The sequence below is a fragment of the Shewanella nanhaiensis genome (assembly GCF_019457885.1).
Taxonomy (GTDB): domain Bacteria; phylum Pseudomonadota; class Gammaproteobacteria; order Enterobacterales; family Shewanellaceae; genus Shewanella; species Shewanella nanhaiensis.
Window position 1 is genome coordinate 448006 of record NZ_JAHZST010000003.1, and the last position, 13038, is coordinate 461043.

Sequence of the window (13038 nt, forward strand, 5' to 3'; positions counted from 1 at the left end):
CTAGAAGCCGTTGATATCAAAACAATCAAAAGAGCTCAGCGTTTACGCCAACAAGCTAAAACTCGACATCTATTCTATATTTAATGAAATAAGAAATGGATTTTTCGTAATAATCAGGTCAATCGAACTGAAATTATCAAATCGAAATTCAGTTCACTCATTGACCCAGCCTTTACCTTAATGTGGAAAAGAAGCTGATGATGAATGAGACGTTAAAGCCATTATTAAACCGTTTAATTTTCCTGATGCTCCTTTGCATATACAGCCATAACCTCTATGCAGAGGGCACCTATCAGATGGATGCTGCCCACCCACAATTTCTCGAAACAGATACCTTGATGTTTATCCATGTCGATGGGGCAAATAAGTATATTCGCTTGCACCTATGTCGACAGTTCAATCAAAGCGGACAAGTCTATGCTGACATCTACTCAACGAGCCTTGTCTCCGGTAAATATGTGAAAAATACCAAGTTGGCAGATCTGACCTCCACCGTTGGGAATATTAGCTGTTCAGATCCCATGACTAACCCACTTCCAGCGACACCTAGTAGTGGTGAAGTGATGCATTATCAGGTATCAAGCGCAGGGGTTTATGCCGTCGACTTAAGTGAGCTATTTGATAATTATGAGAGGTGGGATATCTCAGTTGTCGATAACGTGGGCGACAGCGTCGACCCTATGGCCAATGACGGCAACCTATTCTCTTACCTATGGCGATTTGATACGCCCAGTTACACTGAGCCCTATGCGGCAGATACTAGGATGTATATTCTAGCGCCGGGTGGTTTTACTAACACTAACTATGTATGGGCCGCCGATCTCCAAAACTTTGCCGGAGATATCTATAAAATACTCTCAAACAATATAGGGTTAAACCCTCCCCACTCCGGCACGAGTAACTCTCTTTCATTCAGTATTGATGAGAAATTCCCCACTTACCTTAGCTACCCAAAAGGGGCAAGCCCCTCTCCAGCTCCTAGCAGTGCCGCTCAACTTACCGACACACTCAGTTTTATCGATAGTGCGGGAAACGACAATGAAATAACCCCCAATGCAGACACCATTGAAGATACAGGCACCTTCTCGTTTACTCCTAATGCAACAGGAACTTATGCTATCAGCGTGGCCGCACTAGGGGGAAGTTATGAAGTAGTCTTACAGGGAGAGATGCAGCAAAATGTCACCGTTAATCACGTTTGGGATGGTAAGGATGCTGATGGGAACGCCATGATCCCAGCCAAATATGATGTTAAATTAACCCTAAAGCTAGGTGAATCTCACTTCGTTGTTAAAGATGTTGAAACCAGTGGAGGGGGAACAAATAACGGCCTAACAATTTTACAGGCCACCGATGAAACGACTCTGGTGGGAACGCAGGTCTATTGGGATGACACCCCTGTCGGCGGAAGCACGAATCTCCCCACAGGCACCCTATCCTCTCTTGCGTCAGTGGGTACACACCGACATACATGGGGAGACTTTACCTTCACTAGCATTGGTGATCTCAACTACATGGACACCTATGTTTATGGTCACTCAAGTGACTTTGCCACCGAAGCTATCAATATTAATGCCAGCGCCCCGACAATCACCTCAAATGGAGGAGATCATGAAGCTGCAATCGAAATAAATGAGGGCAGCACCTTAGTGACAAATGTTGTCGCAACGGGAGGCTCTGGATCATACACCTATTCTATATTTGGCGGTGACTCAGCTCTATTTAATATCGACGCCAGTGGGCAGCTCACCTTCCTTTCCGCCCCAAACTATGAGACACCTTTAGATGCAGACACCAATAATGATTACTTACTGTTTGTTCGTGTAGATGGTGGTGGCACGTTAGAATATATTCATCAGGAGTTAACCGTTTCAGTTAACAACATACCTAACTCAACCCCTCAAAGCATACCAGTAACCGAAGATACTCCTACATCAGTCACTCTAACCGCAACAGATATAGATCTCGATGTCCTCAGCTATAGCCTTACCAGCTCCCCGAATAATGGGGTATTGAGCGGCACGCTCCCTAACCTAACTTATACACCAAATTCAGATTATAACGGAGCTGACACATTCAGCTTTAAGGTCAATGATGGGTTTACCGACTCCAATACAGCAACGATCTCAATTAATGTCAGCCCAGTCAATGACACTCCCAGTGCCAACAATCAGAGTATTCCTGTTGTAGAAGATATACCGACATCCATCACCCTCACAGCAACCGATATCGATCTGGACAGCCTGAGTTATAGCTTACTCACCTCTCCAGCAAACGGTAGTCTAAGCGGAACTCTACCTAACCTGACCTATACCCCTGCAGCAAATTATGTGGGTGGAGATAGTTTTACTTTTATCGCCAATGACGGCAATCTGATATCAAATACTGCGAGCATCACCATTACCGTATCCGCGGTAAACGATGCGCCAACCTCGAATAACCAGAGCATAACGGTGACAGAGGATGCTCCTAAAGCCATCACCCTCACCGCATCCGATGTCGAAGCCGACAGTCTAACGTTCAGCTTGGCCAGCTCACCCAGCAAGGGAGTATTAACCGGCACCCTACCTAATCTGACCTACACGCCAAACCTTGATGAGACTGGAGCCGACAGTTTCACCTTTGCGGTCAATGATGGAACTCTCGACTCCAATACTGCCACCGTTTCAATCAATATCGACGCCATTAATGATGCGCCGATCTCAGATAATCAGAGCGTAACGGTGACAGAAGATACTCCTAAAGCCATCACCCTCACCGCATCCGATGTCGAAGCCGACAGCCTAACATTCAGCTTGACCAGCTCACCCAGCAAGGGAGTATTAACCGGCACCCTACCTAATCTGAGCTACACGCCAAACCTTAATGAAACTGGAGCCGACAGCTTCACCTTTACGGTCAATGATGGAACTCTCGACTCCAGTATCGCCACTGTTTCAATCAATATCCACGCCATTAACGATGCACCAGTAGCAAATGGGCAAAGTATAGAGATGGTGCAAGCCAACTCCATTGGGCTCCTGTTAACCGCCACAGACACTGAAGATTCACCATTAAATTACGTTATCGTGTCATCTCCTCAAAACGGCATGCTAATGGGGTCTGGACCCAATTTAACCTACACGCCAACAGAGACTTTTTCTGGAAGTGATAGTTTCACATATAAGGTCAATGATACTGAGTCTGATTCAAATATTGCTCTTATCACTATTCTTATTTTGCCAGATCTCGATCGGGATGGAATTTCAGACAGTGAAGATCTCGATGATGATGGCGATGGTATTTTAGATATTATCGAAGGAGACTCTGACAGTGATGGCGACGGCATTCCTAACAGTCGAGATACAGACTCAGATAATGATGGCATACCTGATAGCGAGGAGGGCCTAGTCGACAGCGATGGCGATGGAATCGCCGATTACCTCGACTCCAGTCAAGATGAAGACAGAGATGGGATCCCAGATATTGTTGAGGGTAATTTTGATAGCGATCTCGATGGGATCATGAACTATCTAGATATTGACAGTGATAATGATGGATTAGTGGATGGATTTGAAGCTGGGATCTCAGGAGAGGACGCCGACAGTGACGGGATAGATGATCTTTTCGATATCCAGCAAACAGAAGGAAGAGACACTAATAACGATGGTATCGATGATGATATTAATCTTATCGACTCGGATAGTGACGGTAAACCTAACTACCTAGACTCAGACTCAGATAACGATTGGCTCCCCGATGCTATCGAGGCCACCTATGCCCGTACCGATTTCGACAATGACGGGATCACCGATCTCTACGACATAGATATGACTCTGGGAGAGGATAGTGATGCCGATGGTATTGATGACAGGTTCGATATCGATAATACCGGTCAATTTGATGCAGATAACGATGGGATAAGTGATGCCAAGTTACAGGAAAATGATAATGACCATGACAGTATAGCTGATCACTTAGACACAGATTCTGACAACGATGGCATCATAGATACGAGCGAAACCATCGCACAAGCCTTAGATGAAGATAATGACGGCATAGCAGATATCTTCGATCCTGACTTCACCCCTGGCAATGACAGTAACAATGACGGGATCATCGACAATATCAAGCTTACCGATAGCGACGCAGACAGTGTGATCGATATGCATGACTTAGACAGTGATAACGATGGCCTACTCGACATTAATGAGTCTGGTGGAACAGATATCAATCACGATGGATTATCTGATGCCAACAGCACACTGATCTTAATACCAAGTGACACTGACTTAGATACTATTCCCGATTTCATCGATCTGGACAGTGATAACGATGGCGTTATGGATATCACAGACTCTCCCGCTGCCACGTTAGATAAAAACAGCGATGGACGCATCGACCTATCAAACGATGATGATGCAGATGGCATAGATAACTCTTATGACAACATGCCCAATTGGTTCGGCACCGCCGCCCCCATAGATCATGATAATGACGGCATCCCCTCTGCGTTAGATAAAGATAATGATAATGATGGACTCTCTGACATTATCGAAGGCCGAGGCGACTTTGATCAAGACAATGTGGCCGATTACTTAGACCGTGATAGTGACAATGATGGCTTATCCGATACAGTTGAAAACAACTACCCTGCCCCAATGAATCTCGATCATGATAAAGATGGTATCGATAACGCATGGGACGTAGATATCACAGGTGGTATCGATGCTGATAACGACGGCATTGACGATCAATTTATCCCACTTAACTCAGATCTTGATTCTCGACCAAACCACCTAGATTTAGACAGTGATAATGACTCTATTTCAGATACCAAAGAGGAGGTGTTGATAGCGCTCTCTAAAGTAGACAGTAACCAAAATGGAATTGATGACGCTGTCGATGTAGAGATCACCATGGGCGTCGACGAGAACTTCGATGGCATAGATGACAGCCTCTTAACCCAAAGCTACATCGACGATGATGATACCCCGAACTTTATCGATAGCGACAGCGATAACGATACTATCCCCGACAGTATTGAAGGGGATATCGATACAGATAAAGATAGCTCCCCCAATTTCATTGATCTAGACAGTGATAACGATGGGGTACCTGATATTGAGGAGGGAGTCATAGATACCGATGGTGATGGCATACCAAATTATCTCGACAGTGATTCGGATAATGACGGGATCTTAGACGGAAGTGAGAATTTCGATAACAACAGAGATGGCATTAATGATCGCTTACAGATCAATACTCCAGTAGAGCTAGTAGGCTCAAGCTCTGGTGCACTGGGTCTTACCTTAATTCTAATGTTAGCTCTATTCATCTTTATCAGGCGCAAAATATTATGACCCATAACACCTGATAAAAGCTGATTACAAAGCCCTCCAACTTGACGTTAGCTGCTGGTGTCCTAACCTCAAAAGAGCGTATTTATCTCATAGAGATGGAACCAAATATTACTAGACCAACAGGGTATAAAAATGACAACACTTTTTGAACAACTCGGAGGTAACGCCTCTGTCGATGCAGCAGTGGATATCTTTTATCGTAAAGTATTAAGCGATGATAGCATCAGCCAGTTTTTTGATGATGTTGATATGGATCGTATGCGGGCGATGCAAAAAAGCTTCTTAACCATGGCATTTGGCGGCCCAAATAACTACACCGGCACCTCTCTGCGCGAAGCCCATGCCCCTTTGCTTAAACAGGGGCTCGATACCAGTCATTTCACAATCGTCGCAGGACACCTGCAAGCCACACTCAAAGAGCTCAATGTATCAGATGAGTTAATCGAACAAGTCATGACTATTGCAGCTAGCACCCATGACGACGTATTAAGTTTATAGCCGATGAAGCAGATACACTGGCAAGAAAAAACAATCACTCTCAACCAAGATGAAAGCGTACTCGAGGGCCTTCTCAGACAAGGGGTTGACCTTGCCTACTCCTGCAAAAACGGCAACTGCCACACCTGCATGCTACAAGCAGAAAAAGGTGATGTTCAAGATGCCCAGCCAGACATAAGAGAAAGCTGGAAAGCATTGGGCTACTTTCTCCCCTGTATCTGCTTTCCTCAGGGGGAGTTAACGGTATCCCCCATAACCCAGCAAGAGCTATTTTCCCAAGTTAAAGTCGCTGCAATTACTCCCCTTAGCAAGCGAATACTCAGCATCACACTCGACCCCGGCACACCACTGGAGTACCGCGCAGGCCAATTTATCAACCTCAGACGATCCGATGGATTAACACGAAGTTACTCCTTAGCAAGCCATCCAGCCCAAGATAAGATGATCGAGATTCATGTTCAGCGCACCGATAATGGAGGCATGAGCCAGTGGATACATGAGGAGCTATCACTAGGTGACAAACTTGAGCTATGCGGCCCCTTTGGCCATTGTTACTATCAAAAAAATATGCAAACCATGCCCATGCTGCTGGTGGGAACAGGTAGTGGCTTAGCGCCTCTACTTGGTATCGTCAAAGATGCACTGCATAACCAACATCAAGGACCTATATACCTCTATCACGGAAGTCGAACCGCTGATGACCTATATGCCCAACAACTCCTGACCTCACTTGCAAGACAACACGATAATCTCCATTACCTAGGCTGTGTTTCTGGAGCTCAGGCAGAGGAGAAAGAACGAATTCGCGCCGATGAGCTTGCACTTAAAAACCATTCAAACTTAAGTGGCTGGCGAGTGTACCTATGTGGACACCCTGATATGGTAAATAAGATGAAAAAACGCACCTATCTGGCAGGCGCCGATATCAAACATATTTTCGCCGATCCTTTTATTCATAAGGCCAGATGATCTTCTCTTATTATTCCCAAACATAAGTTAACTCTTTTTCATTGAATTACCTTTGCAATTTAAGATCACTTGTTTAGGCTGGTAGGCACTAAAATATTGAGATTGGTATTAGATGAAGTCAGCTCTCCCCCTATTAGTTGCCGGCCCGATACTGCGCCATTGCGATCGGGATAACTTTACCCTCTGGTTTGTGAGCAGCCAACCTATGGATTCGCTCACTCTTACGCTCAAACAGAGCTCAAGCCTACATCAAGGGGAGCAAGCTCTTTTCTGCAAACCACTAAAGGGTGAGCAGCTACACACTATTCGATTGGGCGAGCGAGCTTACCAATATATGGTTCAGCTCAAACAAACTCAGCTACTGCCAACAGACGTAGAGATAAGTTATAGCCTCGAAGACAGCCAGCATGGTGCGATTTTTAGCGATGTGGAAGCGCTGAATTATGATGATCAAGCGACACCGAACTTGGTTATCAAACCTGAAATTGACCATATGCTCCATGGCTCCTGTCGTAATGCACATCATCACAGTGGCGATGCCTTAGTCGCGGCCGATACTCAGGTAAGCCAAGACTTAAGCCCACAAGCCAGACCCTCACTTCTGATGCTCAGTGGCGATCAAGTTTATGTCGATGATATTGCAGGCCCCACCCTTTTTGCCATTGGAGAAACGATAAAGCTATTGGGTCTGCCACAGGAGAAATTTACCCATGCCCAGCTCCCCGATAGTCACTCAATAAGCTACCACCCTGCCGCCATGTACCAAAGGCATAGGAATCTGCTGCCAAAAACCAACTATCCAGCCAAAACAGCACTGGGGCACTGGTATAAAAACCACCCAATCTTCACCTCCTCCCTCGCTGAAAACCACCTGGTGAGCCTAGGGGAGATCATCGCCTTCTACCTATTAACTTGGTCACCTGAGCTATGGGATCGCATCGAAATTCCAAAAGAGGTTGTAGGCCTATCAGTCGCCAATACGGCAAGGTGGCAGCGAGAGTGGTTACATCTGCTTGAGTTCAAAGCTGGGCTAAAGCAGGTCAGGCGACTCATGGCTCATCTGCCCACCTATATGATATTTGACGATCATGATGTCACCGATGACTGGAACCTCACCGCTAAGTGGGAGGAAGCGGCTTACGGTCATACATTTTCAAAGCGTATCATTGGTAATGCACTGATAGGTTACGCCCTGTTCCAAGGACTCGGCAATGGGCCTGATAAATTTAAACATGAGATCACTCCCAGCCTAGATGCTTTCTTTAATCAGCCCAATGAGCTCAACCAAGATGAGTTAATCGATAAATTACTGCAGTTTGAACATTGGCACTATAGCCTAAATACCAGTCCCAAAATCGTAGTACTGGATACCCGTACCCATAGATGGCGCAGTGAGTCTAACCTGGCCAAGCCCTCCGGTTTAATGGACTGGGAAGCTCTTATGGAGTTTCAACATGAGTTAATGGGTCAAGATAAGGTGATCATCATCTCCGCTGCGCCTATGTTCGGAGTAAAACTAATCGAGACAATTCAAAGAACCGCAACCTTACTTGGGGGCTCTCTATTAGTCGATGCAGAAAACTGGATGGCTCACCCCGGAACCGCCAACACTCTGCTCAGCATATTCCAACACAGAAAAACCCCAGAGCAGTTTGTGATCCTATCAGGAGATGTGCACTACTCCTTTGCTTACGATATCCGTATTCGTTTCCGTAAAGGGGGACCGAAAATATACCAGATCACCAGCAGCGGCATTAAGAACCAGTTCCCCGAAAAGCTATTGCCTATTTTCGATAAGCTTAATGGTTGGCTATATGGACACTTCTCACCACTTAACTTCTTCACCAAACGTAAGCGCATGTCGATACGGGGCAGAAGACCTAATGGTGCTCGCAGTCAACGACTGTTTAACAAGAGCGGCATAGGTGTAGTGAGTTTTTCGCCAAATGGGGCGCCAACTAAAATTGCAGTTCTTCATGCGGATATGAGTGAGACCCTTTTTCAGGCCCCCAGTCGTGATAAACATGGCGCTCAACATGCCGATTCAGTGAGTGATGATTAACCCTATAAGTCCCTATTGTGAATAACCTAGTTCACAGATACGGGTGCTGGGCGACTGACAGGTGCCACGACTTTCGCTTGAACTGTGGGCCTTTGAGGACGTGAGAGATCTTTTCCAGCACTAGGGCCTGGATCGGTCTCTACTATCAAGTCTGCAGCTTGAGGTGGCGGGGTTTGCGCCTCATTTTCCCTCTCTCTTTCAGGTAAGGAAACAGCCCTCTCAACCGATGCGTTAACAGTAGAGGGACTGATTGACTCAGCGGGCAAAGCGGGAGATGATGTGAAACCTTCCTCAGGTGCCACTTGGGTTGAAACCATCACTAACTCAACTTGTTCTCGCGCTGAGTCAGACAGATGAGCTAACATCTCAGAGGGCTGCTCACTTGATTGAGACTGAGTAAGCGAGGCTGAAGGCTCTTGAGTGAAAACTTGATACCCCAAGGCAGTAATACCAACAAGTGTTACTAAACCTAAACCGGTAAGACCCGTTTTATCCATTACCTTTCTCCCTGTTATGTTAGATATCTCGTAAAGATCCAGAGGTTTACCATCCTCAATATACGCCAGCATAAAACGAACACAGCAGAAAAACAATAATTGAATACAATATTCAAGCCAAAGATAGAGCATCACACTCAAGTTTAATCAACTCACCACTCACAGGATCGGTAAAAGTGAGTCGCCTAGCCAAAAGCTTAAGAGGCTTACTGTAGTCATCTGGGGTCTTAGGCTGCAGCTCAGGGTAACATCTGTCATTTAAGAGCGGCATGCCTAGACTTTGCATATGTACCCTAAGCTGATGAGTGCGCCCCGTAATAGGGGATAGATTAAACACACCTAGCTCGCCATTTATCTCAATCAACTCAACCTCAGAGTGGGTATTGGCCTCCCCCGGCGCCACTCTCATGGTGAATGTCGGGTCCCCTTTCACCATACGGTTCTTCACCGTCCAATTAAGCGGAAGTGTTAGCTCCCCCCGCTGATGTTTCAGTAACAGTTCAGGTGTCAGTTTAGCCAGTGCTTGGTACTCTTTGTGGATCTGCCCAAACTTAAACAGGTCATGGTACTTTTGCCGGTGCTCAGGATGCAGGCAAAGTAATACTAGACCCGCTGTCGCCCTATCGAGCCTATGGGCAGGCACTATGGTCTCTAATCCAGTTTTCATCCTCAACCGATTGACTAAACACTCATTAATCACATTTCCACTTGGGTGTAATGCTAAAAAATGGGGCTTAAAAGCGACAATAATCCTCTCGTCTTGATAGATAACCTCCTCATCGAAAGGCACCTTAGTCTCACTCACCACTTCACGATAATAATAGACTCTCGCCCTTGGTCTATAGGGAGTATCAAGCTCAATCAAACTTCCATCTTGCCAATGTACTTTTCCCTCAACCACTCTCGATTGCCATACGCTAGCATCAATCTGAGCGAAACGTTCAACCAGAAAACTGAGCACGGTTGGTTTATCGGTAATATGTTCAGGTAACACAACGTAGGAGGCTTGAGTTGCAAGGACTGAGGAGGACATGAGAGTTAACTATTAAAAAATGGGAAGTGTATTTTAACAGAATTATAAACGCGGGACACAGAGAATAAAGCCCTCAAGAGGGCGCCATAAATAGGCTCAGGATAAGACATAGGCACATAAACAGAGCTAGTTATATATCTTAATCCAGTTAATCTGCATGTGACTTAATTAACTCTAAGACAAACTCCATAGTTTGATGGCAATCGGGTTGATTCATTAGCTTCAGTTTATCTTTATTGTAAAGTGGTAGCACCTCAAGCCAACGTTGGCTGACCCAAGAAGCATCCTCTAAATGCACATTAGAGTAGAGTTCAAATAGATCAGGATTGACCTCATAAAACTGCTCTAATGCTGCGCTTATCAACTCAAACTCCCCTTGAATCGGCTCCTCACTCCAGTTACAAGATGGTAGGGTTCTTGCCATCCAAACGCCACTTCTCTGTCGAGCTGCAGACAAGATTTTTACCCTCTGTTTACCCTCAAGTACAATACTCAAACTGTTATCGTCTAGCTGATTAAAGTCGATGATCTCACATTGAGTGACACTGGAGTAACAGGGAGGGTTGCCATTGGCTTTTAACATGCCAAATGCCAAGGGGTATTTACCTTTATATACATCGGCAATCATCTTTAGGTGGTTGGGGCTTACTAGTCTCAGCTCAAGTCTTCCATCGGGCAACAGTAAGGCATCCCGCGTGATTAACGCCATCTCCTGTGTTCTCATAGTAACCTCCTCCACTTAGGGTAGGTAACTGCTAGAAAGAACTAGCTTTAGCTGATTAGTCAAAATAAAGAGCTGATAATCTTAAAGTGTAGCAGTTAACAGCTTCTAGCATGGTTAACCAAGATAGAAAACAGTACAAAAGACTGAAAGTCTGTTTTTCATACTGATAACTATTAGACAAGTTAAAATGGGGTTTTGTTGCAACAACCTAAATTCACCTTATAGGTGCTCAAGGTGTTCCATAACGTTACCCTTTGAAATTGCATGGTTTAACTCATCAGCGAGTCGATGACTCATGGCAAGCGCTTGTTGCCAATACACTATTCTCTCATCACTAGAGAGGTGTTTAAAATCGCTGCGATCCGGCAACTTTCCATAGGGAAGTGAGGCGAGAAACTCTGACGTTGGTGCCAGTACAAGTGCATTATGATAGTTTTTGCTTGCCTTACGCCAAGGCAGAGATTTATCAAACCAACCCGGTGTCATATTCGGGTAAAAGTGAGGGTAAAGGGTTAGCCCCTCGGCATGGGAAAGAGGCAGATCGAAGTGATAATCTGTGATCCCACCATCATAATAGTGCCCCTTAGGCGCCCCATGAATATCGATAACAGGTGCCAACACCCAAGGAATAGAGCCTGTCGCTAACAGGACGTTATGAAGATTATCTAAGGTCAACTTAACCTGCTGACTGGGAAGATCCTTAAGCTGGTTAAATGGAGAGTCATCATGCTGACCGCTAAAAACAAAACGTTCAAAGTGCAGGCCTAAACTACGACGACTCGCAAAGTTAGTCGCTGCTGTGGCTGCCAAACCTAAGCTTAACGGTAATCGACCGGCTATACGATTCAAATGTCGACCACGACACGCTAACAGGTGGGTCTTGATCACTGGGTGGGAGATTAACTCCTGCGCTCCACTTTGACCCAAAAGCCCCTCAATGATCCCTTTAACCTGAGTCGAGACTTGAACCGGAGTGGGTTTAGTATCGTACCTTTGCTCTATGTAGAGCTCCTCCAGGCGGGAATAGGCACTTAAAGGAGCTGCCTGACCCAAACAAGCTAGGCGCCAAGCACCTGATGATGCTCCTAAGGTGTGCAGCGGGGCGGTTCTTCCCTTAAAGAACTCCCCAAAGAGATACCTATCTAAGCCAGCGATACCGATCCATTTAGGTCCTCCAGATGCCGCTAGCACTTGAGTAAACAGGTCGGCTTTTAAACCATTTTCGGCAATTTGTTTGTATGCGGTAGAACCAGCAAGAAAGCGTAGTGCAGGCAAAGCGAACATCCCTATCTCAATTAATTATCAATTTGCTTCATAAGCCTCGGCAATATAGCAAACCAACTGGTTTACGCCAAACAGCGACAAGGTTACACTTCCACTACTATCTCCTCCTATTGAGCCGATTATGATCCTCGATACGTTAAGCAACGCAGACCTATACTCCCACCTAACGCCAAGATTGACGAAAGCGTTGGCACACCTCACCCAAACCGACTTCACCCAGCTTGAGGTGGGAAGTTATGAGCTCGAGGGTAAAGATATTTTCGTCATCGTTAACGATTACGAGACAAAGCCCAGAGAGGTGGAGCCTTTTGAAGTGCACCAAGAGTATATCGATGTGCAGTTCGTCGTTAGCGGTGAGGAGGAGTTTGGCTACCTTCCACTTGCGGATCAAACTCCCTCTCGTCCCTACTTTGCTAAACATGATTATGCCGAGTTTGATTACGAGAGCAATAAAGATGACGCCGCTTTTATCCCCTTTAAAGCTGGGATGTTTGCGATCTTCTTTCCCCAAGATATGCATATGCCGGGCACAAGTGCGAGCCCAAAGCAGGTGCGCAAAGTCGTGATAAAAGTGAAAGTCTAAACGCTATGGCCAGCCTCCTCTCGAAGGTTTGGCCTAAGTAAATTTC

General features: G+C 45.7%; 9 protein-coding genes. 5 read left to right on the forward strand and 4 right to left on the reverse strand.

The features are described 5' to 3' along the window. Positions 1-197: 197 nt before the first annotated feature. From K0625_RS06475 to K0625_RS06490, 4 genes are all read left to right on the forward strand, one after another. The gene (locus tag K0625_RS06475; protein WP_220108926.1) at positions 198-5342 is read left to right on the forward strand and encodes an Ig-like domain-containing protein; all 5145 of its coding nucleotides are present in this window, start codon (positions 198-200) and stop codon (positions 5340-5342) included. Positions 5343-5474: 132 nt separating this feature from the next. Beyond that, entirely contained in the window at positions 5475-5840 is a 366-nt protein-coding gene (locus K0625_RS06480) for a group I truncated hemoglobin (protein ID WP_220108927.1), read from the forward strand. A 3-nt stretch (positions 5841-5843) separates the two neighbouring features. Next, positions 5844-6809: an FAD-binding oxidoreductase gene (locus tag K0625_RS06485; RefSeq protein ID WP_220108928.1), complete on the forward strand. Its 966-nt coding sequence runs from the start codon at positions 5844-5846 to the stop codon at positions 6807-6809. Between the two features lie 112 nt (positions 6810-6921). After that, complete coding sequence (locus tag K0625_RS06490; protein ID WP_220108929.1) at positions 6922-8871, forward strand: alkaline phosphatase D family protein; 1950 nt, start codon at positions 6922-6924, stop codon at positions 8869-8871. A gap of 26 nt (positions 8872-8897) precedes the next feature. Here K0625_RS06490 and K0625_RS06495 read toward each other — a convergent pair whose 3' ends face one another. The 4 genes from K0625_RS06495 to K0625_RS06510 all read right to left on the reverse strand — a co-directional run bounded on the left by K0625_RS06495 (position 8898) and on the right by K0625_RS06510 (position 12400). Then, complete coding sequence (locus K0625_RS06495) at positions 8898-9368, reverse strand: hypothetical protein (RefSeq protein WP_220108930.1); 471 nt, start codon at positions 9366-9368, stop codon at positions 8898-8900. Positions 9369-9480: 112 nt separating this feature from the next. Then, positions 9481-10401 (reverse strand): pseudouridine synthase, encoded by a 921-nt coding sequence (locus tag K0625_RS06500; RefSeq protein ID WP_220108931.1) that lies wholly within the window; start codon positions 10399-10401, stop codon positions 9481-9483. A 148-nt stretch (positions 10402-10549) separates the two neighbouring features. Beyond that, positions 10550-11125 (reverse strand): LON peptidase substrate-binding domain-containing protein, encoded by a 576-nt coding sequence (locus tag K0625_RS06505; protein ID WP_012323215.1) that lies wholly within the window; start codon positions 11123-11125, stop codon positions 10550-10552. Between the two features lie 219 nt (positions 11126-11344). Beyond that, positions 11345-12400 carry an alpha/beta hydrolase gene (locus K0625_RS06510; RefSeq protein WP_220108985.1) on the reverse strand — a complete coding sequence of 352 codons (1056 nt, stop codon included), beginning with the start codon at positions 12398-12400 and terminating at the stop codon, positions 11345-11347. A 130-nt stretch (positions 12401-12530) separates the two neighbouring features. Here K0625_RS06510 and K0625_RS06515 point away from each other — a divergent pair, with 130 nt between their 5' ends. After that, positions 12531-12992 (forward strand): NanQ anomerase/TabA/YiaL family protein, encoded by a 462-nt coding sequence (locus K0625_RS06515; RefSeq protein WP_220108932.1) that lies wholly within the window; start codon positions 12531-12533, stop codon positions 12990-12992. Positions 12993-13038: the final 46 nt, after the last annotated feature.

Coding starts and splice junctions, on each gene's coding strand:
- K0625_RS06475 (WP_220108926.1), top strand. CDS start 198: ATGATGAATGAGACGTTAAAGCCATTATTAAACCGTTTAATTTTCCTG.
- K0625_RS06480 (WP_220108927.1), top strand. CDS start 5,475: ATGACAACACTTTTTGAACAACTCGGAGGTAACGCCTCTGTCGATGCA.
- K0625_RS06485 (WP_220108928.1), top strand. CDS start 5,844: ATGAAGCAGATACACTGGCAAGAAAAAACAATCACTCTCAACCAAGAT.
- K0625_RS06490 (WP_220108929.1), top strand. CDS start 6,922: ATGAAGTCAGCTCTCCCCCTATTAGTTGCCGGCCCGATACTGCGCCAT.
- K0625_RS06495 (WP_220108930.1), bottom strand. CDS start 9,368: ATGGATAAAACGGGTCTTACCGGTTTAGGTTTAGTAACACTTGTTGGT.
- K0625_RS06500 (WP_220108931.1), bottom strand. CDS start 10,401: ATGTCCTCCTCAGTCCTTGCAACTCAAGCCTCCTACGTTGTGTTACCT.
- K0625_RS06505 (WP_012323215.1), bottom strand. CDS start 11,125: ATGAGAACACAGGAGATGGCGTTAATCACGCGGGATGCCTTACTGTTG.
- K0625_RS06515 (WP_220108932.1), top strand. CDS start 12,531: ATGATCCTCGATACGTTAAGCAACGCAGACCTATACTCCCACCTAACG.